14 protein-coding genes are annotated in these 18,311 nt (G+C 60.9%); 6 read left to right on the top strand and 8 right to left on the bottom strand.

The annotated features are described in order from the left end of the window. Positions 1–5 precede the first annotated feature (5 nt). The 3 genes from QOC76_RS28755 to QOC76_RS28745 form a co-directional block, all read right to left on the bottom strand. Positions 6–770, bottom strand: coding sequence for an aspartyl/asparaginyl beta-hydroxylase domain-containing protein (locus tag QOC76_RS28755; RefSeq protein ID WP_526362959.1), 765 nt, complete (start codon positions 768–770; stop codon positions 6–8). A 419-nt stretch (positions 771–1,189) separates the two neighbouring features. Next, positions 1,190–2,446, bottom strand: coding sequence for a glycosyltransferase (locus tag QOC76_RS28750; protein ID WP_526362957.1), 1,257 nt, complete (start codon positions 2,444–2,446; stop codon positions 1,190–1,192). 69 nt (positions 2,447–2,515) lie between these two features. Then, positions 2,516–3,112: a class I SAM-dependent methyltransferase gene (locus tag QOC76_RS28745; RefSeq protein WP_526362955.1), complete on the bottom strand. Its 597-nt coding sequence runs from the start codon at positions 3,110–3,112 to the stop codon at positions 2,516–2,518. Between the two features lie 536 nt (positions 3,113–3,648). On the opposite strand from QOC76_RS28745, the gene QOC76_RS28740 reads away from it, so the two are divergent. Both QOC76_RS28740 and QOC76_RS28735 read left to right on the top strand, forming a co-directional pair. Then, complete coding sequence (locus QOC76_RS28740; protein ID WP_526362953.1) at positions 3,649–4,581, top strand: UDP-glucuronic acid decarboxylase family protein; 933 nt, start codon at positions 3,649–3,651, stop codon at positions 4,579–4,581. A 121-nt stretch (positions 4,582–4,702) separates the two neighbouring features. After that, on the top strand, positions 4,703–5,974 hold the full coding sequence (locus tag QOC76_RS28735; RefSeq protein WP_526362975.1) for a UDP-glucose dehydrogenase family protein: 1,272 nt from the start codon (positions 4,703–4,705) through the stop codon (positions 5,972–5,974). Positions 5,975–5,995: 21 nt separating this feature from the next. On the opposite strand, the gene QOC76_RS28730 is transcribed toward QOC76_RS28735, so the two are convergent. Beyond that, a complete protein-coding gene (locus QOC76_RS28730; RefSeq protein WP_526362951.1) occupies positions 5,996–7,444 on the bottom strand; it encodes a hypothetical protein in 1,449 nt (482 codons plus the stop codon). Between the two features lie 382 nt (positions 7,445–7,826). Here QOC76_RS28730 and QOC76_RS28725 point away from each other — a divergent pair, with 382 nt between their 5' ends. Further along, positions 7,827–8,618: a phthiotriol/phenolphthiotriol dimycocerosates methyltransferase gene (locus QOC76_RS28725; protein WP_526362973.1), complete on the top strand. Its 792-nt coding sequence runs from the start codon at positions 7,827–7,829 to the stop codon at positions 8,616–8,618. 24 nt (positions 8,619–8,642) lie between these two features. Here QOC76_RS28725 and QOC76_RS28720 read toward each other — a convergent pair whose 3' ends face one another. Next, positions 8,643–10,217 carry an MFS transporter gene (locus QOC76_RS28720; RefSeq protein WP_526362949.1) on the bottom strand — a complete coding sequence of 525 codons (1,575 nt, stop codon included), beginning with the start codon at positions 10,215–10,217 and terminating at the stop codon, positions 8,643–8,645. Between the two features lie 681 nt (positions 10,218–10,898). Between QOC76_RS28720 and QOC76_RS28715 the strand changes: the two genes are divergently transcribed. After that, on the top strand, positions 10,899–11,702 hold the full coding sequence (locus QOC76_RS28715) for a TylF/MycF/NovP-related O-methyltransferase (protein ID WP_526362947.1): 804 nt from the start codon (positions 10,899–10,901) through the stop codon (positions 11,700–11,702). A gap of 20 nt (positions 11,703–11,722) precedes the next feature. Here QOC76_RS28715 and QOC76_RS28710 read toward each other — a convergent pair whose 3' ends face one another. The 3 genes from QOC76_RS28710 to QOC76_RS28700 all read right to left on the bottom strand — a co-directional run bounded on the left by QOC76_RS28710 (position 11,723) and on the right by QOC76_RS28700 (position 15,679). Further along, positions 11,723–12,928 carry a DegT/DnrJ/EryC1/StrS family aminotransferase gene (locus tag QOC76_RS28710; protein ID WP_526362945.1) on the bottom strand — a complete coding sequence of 402 codons (1,206 nt, stop codon included), beginning with the start codon at positions 12,926–12,928 and terminating at the stop codon, positions 11,723–11,725. Between the two features lie 527 nt (positions 12,929–13,455). After that, positions 13,456–14,724, bottom strand: a complete 1,269-nt coding sequence (locus QOC76_RS28705) for a glycosyltransferase (protein WP_526362943.1) — start codon at positions 14,722–14,724, stop codon at positions 13,456–13,458. Between the two features lie 13 nt (positions 14,725–14,737). Further along, on the bottom strand, positions 14,738–15,679 hold the full coding sequence (locus QOC76_RS28700; RefSeq protein WP_526362941.1) for an FkbM family methyltransferase: 942 nt from the start codon (positions 15,677–15,679) through the stop codon (positions 14,738–14,740). A 343-nt stretch (positions 15,680–16,022) separates the two neighbouring features. Between QOC76_RS28700 and QOC76_RS28695 the strand changes: the two genes are divergently transcribed. Together QOC76_RS28695 and QOC76_RS28690 are read left to right on the top strand one after the other, a co-directional pair. Next, positions 16,023–17,288: a glycosyltransferase gene (locus QOC76_RS28695; RefSeq protein ID WP_526362939.1), complete on the top strand. Its 1,266-nt coding sequence runs from the start codon at positions 16,023–16,025 to the stop codon at positions 17,286–17,288. Between the two features lie 13 nt (positions 17,289–17,301). Continuing rightward, positions 17,302–18,303, top strand: a complete 1,002-nt coding sequence (locus QOC76_RS28690) for a Gfo/Idh/MocA family protein (RefSeq protein WP_526362937.1) — start codon at positions 17,302–17,304, stop codon at positions 18,301–18,303. Positions 18,304–18,311: the final 8 nt, after the last annotated feature.

Genomic DNA, 18,311 nt, shown 5'->3' with positions numbered 1-18,311 from the left:
CGCAGCTAGCTCGCCGCCGCGCCCTGGTTGACGGCTGCCTCGAAGCGCTTCTCCCAGCGGGCGTAGCTCCCATAGCTACCAAGCACGAAGGGGGAGAGGGCGATCGCCCATGTCGCCACGGTGTTCAACAGATTCGCCGGGAAGCTCATCGGCCGCATGATGTCGACAAACAAAACCACCCGCTGGTTGTCCGTCCGGTTCCACGCCTCATGCTCGAAGGTGTCGTCGAAGATCATCACCCTGCCCTCCTGCCAGTGACGGGTTTCCGAACCGACGCGGATGGCGCACATCTCGGCAGGCTCGGGAACGAGCAACGGGAGGTGAAGGCGGAGCACGCCCTTGTAGAGACCGTAGTGCGGCGGCAGGTGCTTGCCTGGCGCGAGGATTGAGAAGAACGCGGTCTTCATGCCCGGCATCTTCTTGAGGACCTTGGTTGTCTCTGGACAACGGCGGCAGTTCGCCGAGGCCTTCATACCGTAGGCGTAGAAGAAGAAGGTCTTCCAGCCGTCGTCTTGGGAGAGTGCCGCCTGGTCCTTCTGAATGTCCTGAAAGTTCGGCATGTCCGCCGCATAAGGCATGAGTGCGTCGAGTTCGGCACGGACCTTGCGCCAGTCGGCTTCGATCGCATCGATCCAGGGGAAGTCCTTGTTGTCGAAGAACTCATGGTCGCCAAGCGTTGAATTTCGGGTGTACAGGCGGTAAAGCGCACCGAAGATTACCGTGGCGACACGCGTAAGTGTTCGCGCGAAGAACCCTTGGGATTTTTCCATACTTCCCCCTTTGCCAAGGGCCGAAGTTTACCGGCGCAGGTGGCTGGCGCGCAATGCGTCGCGCGCCGCAGTCGAGCGCGCTTTTGCGAAACGCAAGTATCTACACCTGAAAGCGTTCTCTGCCAGATACTGTTTTTGATGAATCTTCGGCGCTCAAGCCGCGTTTCGACGGCCGGGCATCAGTGGTCACGTAGGACGCACTTCCACGCACACGGAGGAAAACGTTGCAGCAGAGGGTGATTACGAGACCGCCGCGGCGTAAGTATGGTGCGAGACGACGCGCCTAATGTCTCGGCGCACGATGAAGTGCGCATTCTAGATAAGAGGAAGTGGGTATCTGCAATCTTTTCGGCAACGGCTGTTTTGCTCCCGGACTAACGCAAATCGGGTGAAGCACCTGGACGGCCATCAACGGTCGATCATTGGCGGGCGAATTCCTCAAGAAAATTAGCCGCAGCCGCAACGCTTTCGGCGGGTTTGGTCATCTGGGCAGCGGTTTGGCATGCGCGCTCGACGTAATCCGGGGCCAGAATGGTGCGCAAGTCTGCGACCAGCGACTTCTGGGTAGTGGCCGCAAAGCGCCGCACGGTACCCACCTTCAACTGTTTGAGCGCCGCCCCCCAGTACGGCTGATCGGCCAATAACCAGAGGATCAGCGCGGGGACGCCGGCGCGCAATCCTGCGGCCGTGGTGCCTGCGCCCCCGTGGTGCACGACTGCGCGGCAGGTCGGAAAGATCGCCGCATGATTCACCGCCTTCACCACCTTGACGTGCTCGGAATGGGGCAGGTTGTCGAAGTCACTCCAGCCGGCACAAACCAGCGCTCGCTCACCCAGCTGCGCGCAGGCCGCGCTGATGATTTCGAACGTATCGGCCGGTGATCCGATCGCGATGCTGCCGAATCCGAAGAAGATCGGCGGTGTTCCCGCGGCGATCCATGACGCAACATCCTCATCGGCGTCGGTGGACAATTCCATTGTCAACGCGCCGACAAAGGGCCGTTGGTCCTTCCATTTCGTCCATTCGGCGGCCAGGCCGGGAAAACAGATTGCGTCGTAGGCCTGGATTTCCAGCGATCCGCGTTCGGTGATCCGCTGCGACGCGGGGCCGGTTGCCCGCGGCAACCCCAACTTTCGGCGCTGTGCGTCCTCGACCTTTTTCGACATTCGCCAACCCAGCCAGAGATCCATCGATACCCCGAGACGGACCAGCGGCGCCGGCAGGAACGGCACGAGGTGTCCGTTGACCCGCGCCGGGACGTACTGATAAGTCGCCAGCGGAATGTTGTAGAACTCCGCGACATTGGCGGCGGGCTGCTCGAAACTCTGGCCGGTGAACAGTAGGTCGGCGCCGTCCGTCAGCGACATCAGCGTCGTGCTGATCTCCTCCCAACACTTGGCGATGGGAGAACTCACTTCGCGCGCCGACTCAACGAGGTCTCGAACCTTCCAGAAGCTGCTGGACAAGCGGGTCCAGAATTCCCGGTGTGCCTGCAGCCACTCCCGCGTATCCAGCCCGTAAGCCACCACCGGAAGCCCAGCTGATTTGACGAAGTCCACCAGGTCGGGTGGGACAGCCATGCATACGTCGTGTCCACGGCGCACCAACTCGCGGCCGACGGCGGCGCCGGGTTCGACATCACCGCGACTTCCATAGCTTGCCAGCACAATTTTCATGGCAGAGAACCCCAGCCTTTCTCTGCCATTCCCGCGAGCCGACTGCTATCGGTATTCTTCATTCGAGGACTACGCGAAGATGTATTGTCCGAGCGCCCAGCTTCTTTTCCCGGGAGGCGCGATCACATCGGCGGGCTTGCCATCCTTGATTAATTCGTCCTGCCGGATGATGCCCACCTGGGTTGCCTCTGTCCAAGCTTGAGTAGGCCCCGTGCCGAAATGCCGCCAAGGCATGAGGTCATCCATGATGACGAAGGTCTTGTCTGTGCAGAGCGGCATCATATTCGCAATGTCTGCCTTCGCCACGTCGTATTCATGGCCGCCGTCTATGAACACGAGGTCAAAATGCACATCTGGATTTTTGATTGTGAATTCCGGGACCGTTTCGCGCGAATCGCCATAGATCAGTTCATGCCGATTCGGGAAGTTTAAATCGATGAGCTTCTTCGCAACTTTCGTGCAAGCGCGCTTCCCTAAATCGAACGATACGACTTTGGTTTCGGGGTGTGCACTGAGAAATGCGTAACTGGAGAACCCTGCATTGAACCCTATCTCCCCGATAAGGCGGGCACCTGTGCGATGAACGGTGGAAGCGAGATACAGCAGCTGTGCCGGCGTGCTCGACCCCTCTATCGGTGGGCGTCCTCGGAGCAGAAGGTATCGCATGAGCTCACGCTGTAAGCGTTTAATGTCCTCGAGCGAAAGCGGGTTCGGAGACGAGGTCGACCCTTCTTTCTGATTCTGGACATGAGCATCTTTGGGCCTGGTCCTACGTTCTCCGAATCGCATAATGCGCACATCCTAAACTGGAATCCACGGGACCGCGCCGGAATACGGCCGCGAGTGAAAGACGCGGACGATTGGCCCTGCAAGAGTTAACCAGACTTTGCCGGCGGTCCTCTGCCAGAAACCAGGGAAGCGCCACACGCGGTCGCAGCGATCTGACCGGTGTGGTCGTCGCAACCTTCGCGTGACTTGCACGCCGCCGCCGAACCGGTGTTGCCCGACACCTCTGGTAAATCTCGGATTCTAGGTCGACAGCCTCGCAGTCGAGTTATGCTACCGGCGATTCGAGGGCCGTAAGCTGGTGCTTTGGTTTCCGCACTACGCCATGGCAAACGAACGATATAGAAAAACTGGTAAACCGGGCGAAGTTTGCCAGCGATACGAACCTGGGGATCGGGAAGTAGGTTTTCTCAACCATGAGCCGAGCAGTTGTGGCGGGCGGAGCAGGCTTCATCGGGTCGACACTCTGTGAGCGCCTACTTCTGGACGGCCATGAAGTTATTTGCCTGGATGACTACAGCACCGGTAGCCTCCGCAATATCGATCGATTGTCGCGGCTTGGTCCGTTCACACACCGCGACGTGGATGTCACGGACCCGTTCGTTATACCCGGGCCAGTCGATGTCGTAGCGCACTTGGCCAGCCCGGCGTCTCCGCGGGATTACGCCCGGCTATCAATCGAGACGCTCAAGGTCGGTTCTTTAGGCACGCTCAATTGTCTAGAACTTGCGCGCGAAAAGCAGGCTCGTTTCGTATTGGCGTCAACTTCAGAGGTGTACGGCGATCCGCACGTCCACCCCCAACCGGAAAGCTATTGGGGCAATGTAAACCCCATCGGTCCTCGCAGCATGTATGACGAGGCGAAACGGTTTGCCGAGGCCCTCACGACAAGCTACCGCAGTCGGCACGGGACAAACACCGGCATCGCGCGGATCTTTAATTGTTATGGGCCGCGAATGCGGCCCAACGATGGCCGTGCTATTCCAACGTTTATTTGGCAGGCGCTGCATGACGAACCGCTGACCGTAGCCGGCGACGGCAGGCAGACGAGGTCTGTCTGCTACGTCGACGACCTGGTGGCGGGTCTGGTGTGCCTCATCGAATCTGATGCGCCCGGCCCGATAAATATCGGGAATCCCGAGGAAATCTCGATGATGGAATTGGCCAAACGCATAAGAGCCGCTGTTGGCTCGAGTTCACAAATCGAGTTGGTGCCACTGCCGACTGACGATCCGAAGATGCGCTGTCCTGATATCTCAAGGGCAGGTGAGGTTCTTGGTTGGGCGCCAACCACAAGTATGGACGATGGACTTAAAGCGACGATCAGCTGGTTCCGCGACTTAATATGATCGCGGTTCGCAGAGGGGATTGAAGAAGCGACGCGCTGTATCGCCGCGAGGGGGTTGACATTTGCGTACCGACAGCCTGAATGATGACGGGCAGAGGCGTGGTGACGCCGCCCGAATCGCTGTGGTGGGAGCCGGTTATGTCGGGCTGACGTCGGCGGCATGCCTTGCGATGCTTGGACATCGCGTCACTTGCGCTGAGTTGGACGAACCCAAGGTTCAACGTCTGAGCCGTGGCGAGGTGGATATCGTCGAACCCGGGCTCGCCGAGATTGTCGCGGAAGGCCTTGGTTCCGGACACCTTGATTTCGTGCATACCAGGGCAGTGGCGGAGGCCGTGGCCGATGCACAATTCGTGTTCTTTTGTCTGCCGACCCCGATGGGCCTGGCCGGCGACGTCGACATGACATGGTTCGACAGGGCGGTCGTCGACGTGCGCGACGCCCTTTCCGACGGCTGCGTGATCGTCAACAAGTCGACGGTTCCGGTCGGGACGGCGGCGAGGGTCGCTGCGCTGGTGGGACGATCGAACATCAGCGTGGTCTCGAACCCGGAATTCTTGCGCGAGGGTTATTGCGTCGATGATTTTCTCAAGCCGGACCGCATAGTGATCGGTTCGGACATCCCAGGTCCCGCCCAGAAAGTAGCCGCACTATACGAATCATTATCCGCTCCGACCATTTTCATGGACACCGCCAGCGCGGAACTGGTCAAGTATGCGGCGAATGGGTTCCTCGCGGCTAAGTTGTCATTCGTCAACGAAATCGCCGAATTGTGCGAACAGCTCGGCGCTGACGTCGCCGCGGTGACCAAGGGGATGGGATACGACCCTCGGATTGGCGATTCGTATCTCCGGCCGGGACCCGGTTGGGGCGGCTCGTGCCTGCCGAAAGACACCGCGGGCGTTCTGCATATCTCTAGACAGGTGGGACTCGAGCTTCCGCTTCTGCAAGCCATCATCGACAGCAACGACAAGCAGCATTTACGCGTAGTCGAACGAATCCGGGAAGCCGCCGGCGGGTCTCTGGACGGCAAGCGAATCGGGCTACTGGGCCTGACGTTCAAGGCCGGCACAAACGATCTCCGGCATTCGCCGGCACTTCGCGTTGCTGATCAGCTCGTCCGTCAGGGAAGTGAATTGATGGCATTCGATCCCGCTGTGCCTCGGGATATACCCGGAGTCACCGACGGCATCACCGTCGTGCCGGATGCCTACCAGGCCGTGCACGGCACGGATGTCGTTGTCGTACTTACCGAGTGGCCGACCTTCCGAGCACTCGACTGGGCGCGGGTAGCCGACTTGATGGCCGGACAGACCATTGTGGACACCAGAAATCTTCTCGATGTCGATCTGCTCTCGGCGTGTGGCATCAAATCGCGCGGCATCGGTCGATGATGCCGACGGCTAGGGGGCGCGTTATTCGATCTCACCCGTGAGATCGAAGTCGGCTAATGTGCGCGCGGCGACCTCGCGCAACGCGGGCTTTGTGTTCTCGGCGCCTGGTTGGTAGGCGACGACGGTGATGAAGACTCTGTCGCGGAGGCGCCAGCACTGCATTCTCGTCATGCCCCCAGCCTGTTCTAGCGATCGTCGCGTTTCGTTTTGTCCGATCGCTCGGGCGGTGGCGTACTCGGCGTCGGTGCCATCGAGTCGGCACACTACCGACCCGAGATCGCCCAGATTCGAACAGAACACGGGAAGATCCGGATCGCCGACCACCATTACACTCGACAGTCGATTCAACGCCCGCCTCGGTGCGAACTGGGTGAGCCAAAGAAGATCAGTCGATCCGTCTGGCATTTCCCGCATATCGATCAGCGCCTTCTTGATGGCGGCGCGAACGTCGCCCAGGTAATCCGTGACGCGTTCCGGGTCAACGGTGACGCGTGCGAACGACATCGCGTTCGCGCGATTATCACCCTCCGTACGGTCACTCATCGGAAGTTGCAGGGTAACCGCGCCGTCACTCGCACGGCGGCGTCCGAGATGCTCTCCAAGCTTCACCGCCAACGCGGCCATCAATGCGTTACTCGTTCCGCCAAGGACTTTCGCACGGCTGTTCCATTCGTCGATGTCGATGTGCATGGTGATAGTCGGCACGATGACGCTCTCATCGCCATCACCGTCGGATAGCGCGACGGGCCGCGGTACTGGTTGTTCGGCGATCTGGTTACGGTGGCGACGTGCCGTTTTGGCCGCCGCCCTGAGCTCGTGTCGGTGACGACCGGCCAGTTTGGCCAGCGCAACAAGCGCGCGGGTGGCCTCGGGCACATCTAACGCTGTCAGGCGGACGTCCTGAGCCGCCGCGCGCAGGCGCGAGCGTGAGCTCGGCGGCGGGAGACCGAGGTTGCGTGTGTTTCCCATAACCGCATCGATGAGCACGGCGATGACCCCAAGACCGTCGAGAAGGCAGTGGGAGATGACAAGGCTCACCGCTGTCGAGCCGTCACTGAGGGGAAGGACGCCGAGATGCCAGCCCGAACTCGATTCCGGATCAGTCGGCAGCTGTGAGCGTTCATCGGCCCAATCACTGACGTCAGCGCGTGGACGTGCGCACGTAGCGACATCGATGTCCGCAGGCTCGCGGTACGAGACCCACCGGTGGCGAGCGAACGGGAGCGGCGAACACTCAATGCGCCGTCCTAGTAACCCATGACCGAGATTGTGGTTGAATCGTTTGAGCCCCTCGAAATCGACCGCGTGCTCATATACCCATACAACCTGCACGACTTGCTTTTGCTCGATGGCGCGTTGTCCCCTGAAAAACGCGTGGTCGAGCATCGCGAGCCGATTATCGGGCTGCGCATCGCCATTCGACGAGCCGCTGCTGGAGGATGTACGTGCAGAACGCAGCCGAACTGCCATTGGTCAGCCTCCAATAAGTCGGATCGATTCGCCCCTGACGTTAAGAACGCGGGCCTCGTAACGTCGAGCCAATTCACCACATGAGAGTAGCCGACTCGGCACGCAAACTCGGCGGCCATGCGGCCGACATCCGACTATGGCGGAGACTGCACCTGCCGAGATTTGCGCGGACGTCAACTCGCCCGGTGACCGGTGATGTCAGAACTGACGCGAACGTCTGAAACCGCCGTCTGATCAGCGATTTGCGTCCCCAGTGTCGGCGGTGCGCTCTTGAGGGTCGTTTGCCGAACCAATTTGCCAAAAGGTCGTCCTGACGCTGCAGAAGTTGGCTTAAACTGACGCAATTGCGCACTCTCGGCGAAAGGCGAAGCTCGTGGGACTTATAGACCGCCTGAATTACCACCCGATCATTTGGAACCTCGGCTACAAGACCCAGAAACGTAGTTATCGCACTATTACTCGCCGATTCGGCGCCGACGACGTGGTGTTCCTCAATTACGGCTACGAGGAGGATCCGCCAATGGCGATTCGTCTGGATGCCTCCGACGAACTTGACCGTTTCCCCATCCAGCTTTATCACTGCACAGCGACCCAGTCGGGTGATCTGACCGGCTTGCGAGTGCTCGAGGTCGGGTGTGGCCATGGCGGCGGCGCCGCCTACCTCTCGCGCACGTTGCGCCCGGCGGGGTACACGGGACTGGACCTGAACGCAACCGGAATCGAGTTCTGTCGCCAACGCCACCAGCTGTCGGCCTTGGAGTTCGTCGAGGGCGACGCCCAGAATCTTCCTTTTCCCGACCAGTCGTTCGACGCGGTGATCAACGTCGAATCCTCGATTCACTATCCCGACTTCCGCCGTTTCCTCGCCGAAGTGGCGCGCGTCCTCCGTCCCGGCGGACACTTGCTCTACGCCGATGGCCGGTTCGCTCCGCACATCCCGGACTGGGAGGCGGCGCTGGCAGATGCGCCTTTGCAGATGCTTTCGCACAGGGACATCAGCGCGAACATCGTGCGCGGGATGGATCGAAATTCTCAGCGTTGGCAAGAGGTGCTTGATCGCCACAATTCGAAGTTGATGCGCGCAACCTGTCAATTCGTACAGGGTTCGAAGGTTTACCGCGACCTGAAGAGCGGGGAGTTCTCCTATCGCATGTACTGCTTCGCCAAAGCATAAAGCGTTGCGGCCGTTGACTCCTGGCTAGAGTTGGTCGGCGTCCATGGCGTTCTTGACTTGCTGTGCGTGCGCCACCTGTTGCGAGGTGTAACCGATGAACAACACCACTCCGCCCACCAGGACGATGACGCCCGCCAACCACAGCAGGCCGTAGGTGATGCCTTGATCCAGCGCGTTCAACTGTGTGGCGGTCATATTCTTCGCTGGGCCGGTGGTGCCGCCAAGGGACAGCGTGCGCCAAGTGATCGCGACCTGGATGACCGCCAGAACAATCGGGCCGCCGAGGTTCTGCAGCATCAGCGCGATCGCAGAAGTCGGTCCGATCCGGTCGGGACCCACGCTGGCGATGACGCACAGGGACAACGGAACGTTGGCGATGCCGATACCGATGGCGGCGACGATGAGCGGCAGCACCAAGTTCGGGAAGTACAGCACGCCACGGGTCAGGGTCGAGCCGTACAACATTGCCGCAAGTACCAGGCTGCCTCCGCCGATCATCACCACGCGTGGTGAGAACCACCTCACCAGTTGCGACGACGCGGCCGTCCCGATGGCTACCGCGATGGCGAATGGAATGAAGGCAATGCCCGCACGCAGCGCGCTGTAGCCCATGATGTCCTGGACATAGATCGCGAGTAACACGATCAGGGCGAAGAGCACTCCACCGCACAGGAAGATCGCAGCGAAAACCGCCAGTCGGTTGCGGTCACAGAACAGACTGAACGGCACGATGGGATTCTCGGTCCGGCGCTCCACGAGCACGAATGCGACACACGCTGCCAGGACCGCCACGCCGGAACCGATCGCCACGGCCGACGACCAGCCCTTCTCCGGTGCCATCGTGAAGCCGAAAACCGCAGTGGTACAGATGAATGTCGCCAGCACAGCTCCTGCAGCGTCGAGCTTCATCCGCTCCCGCTGGGATTCGCGCAGGCCGATGCTCGCCAGATAGAGCACGAGCAGGCCGAGTGGCAGATTCACGAAAAATGCCAGGCGCCAAGACACTTCGGTGAGCGCTCCACCCAACACGAGACCCATCACCGATCCGATGCCGGTCATGGCGCCGAAAACCGCCATCGCGGCGTTGCGCAACGGGCCTTTCGGGAACGTCGTCGCCATCAGCGCGATGCTGGTCGGTGCAATGATCGCGGCGGCTACCCCTTGGAGAAGCCGGGCGGCCACGAGGGCCACACCGTCCCAGGCGATGCCGCACAGCGCGGAGGCGATGATGAAAAGCGTGACGCCGATCAGGAAGATGCGCTTCCGCCCGATGGTGTCTCCCAATCGACCGCCGAGCAGCATCAGACCGCCGAAGGTCAGCACGTAGGCCGTGATCACCCAACTCCGCCCGGCGTCCGACAAGCCGAGTTCATTTTGGATCTTCGGGAGCGCGATCACTGCGATGGTGCCGTCCATCAAGGACAGCAATTGTATTCCGCCGATCGCCGTAACCGCGGCGACGAACCAGCGCGGCGGCCGACTCGAAACCTTCCCGCTTTTCAGTTGCGATTCCTCATGCACGCGGGTCGCTTGTTCAACGTCCTGTGTCCAGCGAGGCAGTGGCGGTATTGTCTGCTCTCCATCGTTGACAGGCGCCATGGCGGGCAACCCTACCGCAATCTTAAATTGTTAGCCGCGTACATTGCGGACCAATATTCCCGCTCATCGGGTTAGTCCAGTGCGCCCGTCATTCTGTGGGATGTGCAGGTCGTCGCTTCAAGCCCAACGAACGGCATTGTTTTCGCTCTCCGATCGCAATGCTCCGACGGAAGCATCAAGCGGGCCGGCAGCATGGCGCGCGGCTGACGGTCGTGTGTGACGAAGCGAAAGCGTCAGCTTATGTCACTCCGGCGGGGCGAGCTAAAAAATCGAGAACGTACATGCCTGTTGCGCTCAACCCGCTTCTGTATCTAGCCATTTGGTTTCGGGATGCAATCGGTGGACGAGAAAGTTGTCGTCAGGGAAGCGCCAGGGCCAAGGCCCGTCCCCGCAGCGGGGTGTGTCAGAATGATCGATCGCTAGGCAGTATCGGCGGTTCGGTTTCTTAGCGGCCGACCTGTCAGGAAACTGATCGACACTCGCCCTGTTTGCAATATTATCTGCCCGCGTATAACCGCGGTCTTGGATTCTAGCGGTGCAGGGCGCTACCTGCCGACTTCTGGATTCGAGGTCGGTTGGGAGAGTGCCGGGTGATTTTGCTGAGCTGGGGGACACGGCGTATTGGAAAGTCTAGAATCATTGCCGGTAGCATTGGCATCTGAGATAGGGGCAGTTTTGACGGTGACCGATCGCGATGTGCGATCTCTCTACCTCGACCTCATCCGACGCAACTTGACCAGATATGGAATGCACGAGCGAACGCCCGCGCAGTGGCCAATGAGGCGCCGACTCCTTCTTAAAACCGTCAACGCTGTTATGCCGATGCTCAATCGCGCGAGCCCGTTCGGCCAGAGCAAGCGCGATCTGGGCTTGGACTGGCCGGCGGCTGCAGAGACGATGATCGGAATGCAGAGGCTGACCAGTCTGCAGCGTTGCGTCGAGACGGTCCTGGAGGACGATGTCCCCGGCGATCTGGTCGAATGCGGGGTGTGGCGCGGAGGGGCTTGCATCCTGATGCGTGCGGTCTTGGCGGCTTACGGCGATGAGACTCGCTCCGTGTGGCTCGCCGATTCGTTCGCGGGCCTGCCTCGCCCGGACACTGAAAACTACGAGGCCGACAAAGGCCTGAGGCTGGATCTGTTTTCGGGCATTCTCGGAGTGCCGGAAACGGAAGTCCGAGCGAATTTCGAGCGCTACGGGTTGCTTGACGAGCAGGTCCGCTTCCTTCCGGGTTGGTTCAAGGACACCCTGCACGATGCGCCGATCGGCAGCATCGCGGTGTTGCGGCTGGACGGTGACCTCTACGAATCAACGATCCAAGCGCTCGAGGCGCTTTACCCGCGACTGTCACCCGGGGGGTTCTGCATCATCGACGACTATGCGATCCCTGCATGTCGGGAAGCTGTCGCAGATTACCGTGAGAAACAAGGGATATCGGCAGAGATCGTTGACATCGACGGCACTGGTGCACTCTGGCGAAGATGAGCACGATTTGGTCAGATCGCTCAGGACCTGAGCTTCGGCATCAAGGATCGGCGTCGAAGCGACCTTGACCAGGATGCGACGACGGTCTGCGGTTTCTCGTCTCGTGCGTTGCCCTGCACAGCGGCAATAACACGTGCGACGTTCTCCGGCGCCATGTGGTCGTGCACCGGCAGGGAAACGATTCGCGAGCAGATTTCGTCAGTATCGGTGAGGTCGGCCGACCTCACGAGCTCGGGGTTGGCGAGAAAGAAGGGCTGCCGGTGTTGCGGCGGGTTGTAGTAGTCGTGGGCCCGGATCGCGTTCAGGCGCAGGCTGGCGAGCACTGCGGCCTTCTGGTCGGCGGACTCGCAGCACGCGCTGGCGAAGCACATCGAAGACGCGTCAGCGTTGGGCTGGAACTGCAGACCGATGCCCGTGAGCTCGGCGCGATAGTTGTCGAAGACGGTGCGGCGGCTTGCCAGGCGCTGATCCAGCCCGACGAGCTGGCGAAGGCCGATGGCGGCGCAGAGTTCCTGCATCTTTCCGTTGAGGCCGAGGTGCGTGCACCCGCGCCCGACAAAACCGAAGTCCGAGAATCTTCGCGCCTGCTCGACCAACCGTGCGTCACGCGAGGCCAGTGCACCACCCTCGCCGATGGCGAACGGCTTGGTCGCATGGAAGGAGAAGATCTCGCAGGCGCCGCGTCCGCCGAGGCGCTGACCGTCCACGTAGGCCGAACCGAAGCCGGCCGCTGAGTCGATCACCAATGGAAGGTCCCACTTGGCGGCGAGGTCTTCCCAAGCACCGATCTGGGGGTTGCCCACGCCAAATACGTTGGCGTGCAACATACCGGCAATTTGATCGCGGGCGCGCTCCAGCACGGCGCCCGCCGATCGGATACTGGGTTGCCACGTGTCGGCGTCGATGTCGATGAACCAGGGCCGATAGCCGGCCCACAGCGCGGCGTGCGCCACGGCGACGAAGGTGAATGACGGCATCAACAGATAACGGTCACGACCTCCTGGACCGACGGCGGCGTGAATTGCGGCAATGAGCGCCTGGGTGGCATTTCCGAACGTGGCCACTTGGATGTCAGGCCCGAGGTATTCACCGGCGGCTCTGGCGAAATTTCGCTCCTTGGGGCCGAAGTTCGTGAACCAATTGTTGTTGACGATCTCGTCGAACTCGCCGGCAAGCTCCCTACCTGAAGGAAAACGCGGGCGGATAAAGGGAATCTCAGGCGGCATAAGACCACCCGTCCTGAGCGCTCGGCACCGATGCTGCAGTGGCCAAAACGCGGTGTTCATTCTCGTTGACGGAGTCGAGGTCAGCCATAATGTTCCCTCAGCGTCATGGCGGTACAGCAAACAAGTCCCGCGATTTGCTCACCTTACCTCCCGTTCGCCTTAAATGTTTGCCATAATTCGACTTACGTTTCGTTCGCGTCTCTCGTCAATTTTTGGGCGGCCAATTCATAGCAATTACAGCAGCTGCTTGCGTCATTGGTGTTTGCGCAAAAATCAACGAGCACGTCAATGCGCGACCGGAAGAAAGGTTGCTGTCTCTGAGAGCAGGCGATAGCACGGTCATATAGTCGCGTCGGATAGTTGGTACCGCAACCTTTGGGTATGCAAAATTTGACATCGCAACTATCTGCGACCACGTGTGCGGGGCCGCTGGTGGTACGACGGTTGGAGCGCAGGAGAGGGCCGCCGTTCTCCCAGCACGCCGGCAGGATTGATTCGAACTGTTTCTGTCGACGGCCCGCCGTCAGTTAGCCCACGTGCTGCAAGCGAGCGAACTCCTCGACGAGATCAGCCGTTGCCACAACGCTGTCGGCCGATTTGGTCATCCTGCTGCCGACTTGGCGGGCCCGGTCGACGTAGTCCCGGGCCAGAATGGTGCGCAGATCCTCGACCAGCGACTGCTCGGTGGTGGCTGAAAAACGCCGGGCGGTACCGACCTTCAATCGTTTAATCGCCGCTCCCCAGACGACGTCATCGAGCAGCGTCCTGAGGATCAGCGTGGGCACTCCGGCGCGCAGACCCGCTGCCGTGCTCCCTGTGCCGCCGTGGTGCACGACCGCGCGACAGGACGGAAAGATCGCCGCATAATTCACCGCGCTCACTATCTTGACGTGCTCGGCATGGGGGAGATCGGTGAAATCACTCCAGCCGGCGCAGACCACCGCCCGCTCGCCCAGTTGCGAGCACGCCCCGGTGATCATGGCCAATGTGTCGGCCGGCGATCCGACTGCGATGCTGCCGAATCCGAAGAAGATCGGCGGCGACCCGGCGGCAACCCAGGAGGCGACCTCCTCATCGGCGTCAGTCGGCAATTCCATCGTCAAAGCGCCGACGAAGGGCCGTTGGTTCTTCCATCTCGCCCAATCGGCGGCCAGCCCGGGAAAGCAAATCGCGTCATAGGCCTGGATTTCCAGCGATCCGCGATCTGTGATCCGTCGCGACGCCGGGCCGGTTGCCTCGGGGAGTCGCAACTCACGGCGCTGGGCGTCCTCGACCTTCTTCGTCCTGCGCCAGCCCAGCCAGTGGTCCATCGATATTCCGAGACGGATCAGCGGCGCGGGTATGAACGGCACGAGGTGGCCGTTGACTCGCGCTGGAGTGTAATGATAAGTGGCCAAAGGAATCTCGTAATATTCCGCGACATTTGCAGCGGGCTGCTCGAAAACCAGGCCGGTGAATATCAGGTCGGCGTCGTTCGACAGCGACATCAGTGTCGTGCCGATCTCCTCCCAGCATCGGGAAACCGGCGCCCACACCTCCTCCCACAACTTGCGCAACTCGTTGATCTTCCAGAAGTTGTGGAACAAGCGCGTCGAGAAGTCGCGGTGCACCTCCATCCATGCCCGAGTATCGAGACCGTAAGCCTGGGCCGTAAGCCCCGCCGACTCCGCGAAGTCCAGCAGGTCGGGCGGGACCGCCACGCGTACGTCGTGGCCGCGGCGCAGCAACTCGCGGCCGACAGCGACCCCGGGCTCGACATCGCCGCGGCTCCCATAGAACGCCAGCACGAATTTCATCGAAGAATCGTCGCTACGACAGGGTGAGCGGCTGGCGGCTGACAATCACCCAGATCGTGCCGCGATTACCGAAATCGCTGTATGCCGCCGCGCTGATCGTCGGTTTGCTGCGTTCAAAGAGCCAGCGGTAGTCCTCGTGTGGGTTGTAGATATGAAAACCCCTGTCCTCGAACGTCTTCAGCGTGGCTTCGATATTCGGCTCTTTCGCCAGCAAGGCCACGACAAGTTGCGGATGTGTGAACTTGTCGGGGATTTCCGGCGCTACCTCCGCCTCTGCGCCCTCGATGTGGAGCTTGATGAACGAGACGTTTCCTGCCTCGCTGCCTACGATCGAGCTCAACGTGTCTGCGGGGACCTGCACGGGAATCCATGTCGACCCGAATTGCCTGCGGTCCCGCTCTCCCTTGGCAGGTGGGTTCAGCCGGCACAACGCGTCATTGTGCGGATGGAGGTACAAGGTGAGCTCGCCCTTCTGCCCCGCGCATGCCGCGACGACAACCTCGACGTTGTCGGTGGCGCCGTTGAGTTCAAGATTGGCGCGCAACCGCTGTGCATTGTCCGGTGCCGCCTCGATCGCAATGACTTTTCCTGACGCACCCACCCGCTGAGCGAGCAACAGGGAGTAGTAGCCACAGTTGGCGCCGGCGTCGACACATACATCCCCCTCGCGCACATGTTCCAAGATGAACTCGGAAAGCACTGGCTCGAATACGCCGCGGTAGCGCAAGATCGAGTTGAGCCAGGCGCCCCCGGGCCCGGCAACGAACTTCGTCCCGTATCGCGACTCGACCGGAGTCTCGTCCTCCTCGATACCGAGCCTCGGCAGCAGCAGCTGACATCCGCTCACGTATAGAGCCTTGGCCATCCACGGGACGTGGTCCTGGTCCACGCAAGCTCGCATCGATCGGACAAGGGCGCCGCGCCCACGTTCCTTGACGGAGTCGAGAGAGGTCATTCCATCTTTCCTTCAGGTAGCTACGGCCGGGCCATCGCACATTATGGAATGAGTTCGGCAACCCTGCAGTCGAATTGCAAAGGTTTGCCGCGGATAATATTCACGCGGCTGACAGTTGCTGCCACCGATCGCTGACATGCCAGCGCTATTCGCAGCTGCAACCGCTCGTCGGTTTTGTTGTCCTTGCTGCCACAGAGGGAGGGCTGGCGTTGCTTATGTACCATCAGTCGTCTCATTCATAGGCCAGTCTGATGGCCCTTCAGCCGCGAATTAGACACGGGAACGGGGCTACAGTGCCACTTCGGCGGATGCCGACAAGTAATCAGAGGTTAGTATTTTCGCGATGAAATTTGTGCTGGCGTTTTACGGGAGTCGCGGCGACATCGAACCCTGTGTAGCGGTGGGTGCTGAGTTACTCCGGCGCGGGCACGACGTGCGTATGGCCGTCTCGCCTAACTTGGTGGATTTCGCGGAATCGGTGGGATTAGCGGCGGTGCCATACGGACCGGATGCACAGGTTTGGCACGCGTTGCACCGCGACTTCCTGACGCATATATTCCGCTACTTCTGGAAGGTCAGGGATCTGGTCAAGTTGGGGCGCGAAGATTGGCGAATGTTCGGTCAATTCTGGAGAGAGGCCAACACGACGGTGAAGTCGCTTGCGCACGAGGCCGATCTCCTGTTCACCGACGCCGGGTTCGAGCAGCCCATCTTCAACATCGGCGAGTACTTCGACATTCCTTTGGCGACTCTCCACACGTCCCCGTTGCAAGCGAGCGACCGGTATGCACCGATACGATCGCCGCTGGTTCGCCTCGCAGAGAAGATTTTCAGGCAGCTGGTTTCGCGCCTGGAGAAGAGGCTGGACGAGGCGCAGCGCAGGGAACTCGGTCTGCCGGACGCAGTAATTCCGCCGGCGCGGCGAATCGCCGAGCGCAAGCCGCTGGAAATCCAGGCCTACGACGAAGTCTGCTTCCCGGGGTTAGCCGATGAGATGGCGAAATGGGATGGCCGGCGTCCCATGGTCGGCGCGCTGACAATGGAAATGCCAACCGACGCCGACGAAGAGGCAGCGTCGTGGATCGCGGCAGGCACACCGCCGATCTTCTTCGGGTTCGGCAGCATGCCAGTGAAGACGCCGGCCGATACGCTCGCCACGATCGGTGCGGTGTGCGCAGAGTTGGGTGAGCGTGCCTTGGTGTGCGCGGCTGGAACAGATTTTGGTCAGATTGAGCACCTGAACAATGTCAAGGTGGTAGACACTGTCAATTTCGCGGCGATCTTCCCGACTTGCCGCGCGGTGGTGCACCACGGTGGCACGGGAACCACCGCGGCAGGCTTGCGCGCAGGCGTTCCTACGTTGATCCTTTCGACATGGCTGGACCAGATCCTCTGGGGAGATCAGGTCAGAAGGCTGAAAGTTGGTACCAGCCGGCCTTTTTCGAGCACGACGCAGGAATCGCTCGTGGCGGACTTGCGCACCATTCTCGCCCCCGACTATGTCACCCGGGCGCGTGAATTCGCCCCACGGATGACAAAGCCCGCAGAGAGCATTGTGGCCGCTGCGGACCACGTGGAAAACTTCGCCCGCTCACGTCGTGCCGGCTGACCGGACTCCTGTCTTGAGCGAGCAGCGGGGAGGCCCTATTCGAGTCGGCATCCTGGGGGCAGCGCGCATCGCACCCTTGGCACTCGTCAACCCGGCTAGGGAGAGTGCCGAAGTAGAGGTGGTCGCAGTGGCGGCGCGCGATGTCTCTCGCGCGCAGGGTTTCGCCGCCAAACACTGCATTGCCCGCGTGCACGACAGCTATGAGGCGCTGATCGCCGATCCGAATGTGGACGCGGTCTACAACCCGCTGCCAAACGGCCTGCACGGCAGATGGACTCGCGCAGCGCTTGCCGAGAAAAAGCATGTGTTGTGCGAGAAGCCGTTCACCGCAAACGCCACCGAGGCCGGCGAGATCGCCGACCTGTCAGCGAAGTCGGACCGGATAGTGATGGAGGCATTCCACTACCGCTACCATCCGCTGGCCCTGCGGATTGAGCAGATCATCGCGTCGGGGGAGCTGGGCACGTTGGAGCGGGTGGAGTCGGCCTTCTGCTTCCCGCTACCGAAGTTCTCCGACATCCGCTACGACTATGCCCTTGCCGGCGGCGCGACGATGGATGTTGGATGTTACGCAGTCCACATGGTTCGTACCTTCGGTGGGTCGACGCCGGAAGTTGTATGGGCACAGGCGAAATTGCGTAATCCTGATGTCGACCGGGCTATGGTCGCCGAGTTGCGCTTCGCGGCCGGACACACCGGGCGCATTCACTGTTCGATGTGGTCGTCGAAATTGTTCGAGTTGAGCGCCAAGGTGGTCGGCGATCGCGGGGAAGCGCGTCTGCGTGTGCTCAATCCCGGGGCACCTTTTCGCCGACTGTCCATTAGATCCGCCGAAGGTAAACGTTTAGAGCACTTTCCGCGGCGCGCCTCGTACGCCTATCAGCTCGACGCGTTCGCCGCGGCGATACTTCGTGGCGAGCCGGTGAAGACGACGCCGCAAGACGCGGTTGCGAACATGACAGTCATCGATTCGATCTATCGCGCCGCCGGTCTGCCGCTCCGTAAGCCGGCCTGAACATCGAT

Origin of the sequence: Mycobacterium sp., from assembly GCF_032159565.1 — a bacterium.
Classification (GTDB): domain Bacteria; phylum Actinomycetota; class Actinomycetes; order Mycobacteriales; family Mycobacteriaceae; genus Mycobacterium.
The sequence above is the reverse complement of the archived record's forward strand: the minus strand, read 5'-3'. Positions and strand labels throughout refer to the sequence as shown.

Excerpts from the sequence above, each read along its gene's own strand:
- QOC76_RS28755 (WP_526362959.1), bottom strand. The coding sequence starts at position 770 with ATGGAAAAATCCCAAGGGTTCTTCGCGCGAACACTTACGCGTGTCGCC.
- QOC76_RS28750 (WP_526362957.1), bottom strand. The coding sequence starts at position 2,446 with ATGAAAATTGTGCTGGCAAGCTATGGAAGTCGCGGTGATGTCGAACCC.
- QOC76_RS28745 (WP_526362955.1), bottom strand. The coding sequence starts at position 3,112 with ATGCGATACCTTCTGCTCCGAGGACGCCCACCGATAGAGGGGTCGAGC.
- QOC76_RS28740 (WP_526362953.1), top strand. The coding sequence starts at position 3,649 with ATGAGCCGAGCAGTTGTGGCGGGCGGAGCAGGCTTCATCGGGTCGACA.
- QOC76_RS28730 (WP_526362951.1), bottom strand. The coding sequence starts at position 7,444 with ATGGCAGTTCGGCTGCGTTCTGCACGTACATCCTCCAGCAGCGGCTCG.
- QOC76_RS28720 (WP_526362949.1), bottom strand. The coding sequence starts at position 10,217 with ATGGCGCCTGTCAACGATGGAGAGCAGACAATACCGCCACTGCCTCGC.
- QOC76_RS28710 (WP_526362945.1), bottom strand. The coding sequence starts at position 12,928 with ATGCCGCCTGAGATTCCCTTTATCCGCCCGCGTTTTCCTTCAGGTAGG.
- QOC76_RS28705 (WP_526362943.1), bottom strand. The coding sequence starts at position 14,724 with ATGAAATTCGTGCTGGCGTTCTATGGGAGCCGCGGCGATGTCGAGCCC.
- QOC76_RS28700 (WP_526362941.1), bottom strand. The coding sequence starts at position 15,679 with ATGACCTCTCTCGACTCCGTCAAGGAACGTGGGCGCGGCGCCCTTGTC.
- QOC76_RS28695 (WP_526362939.1), top strand. The coding sequence starts at position 16,023 with ATGAAATTTGTGCTGGCGTTTTACGGGAGTCGCGGCGACATCGAACCC.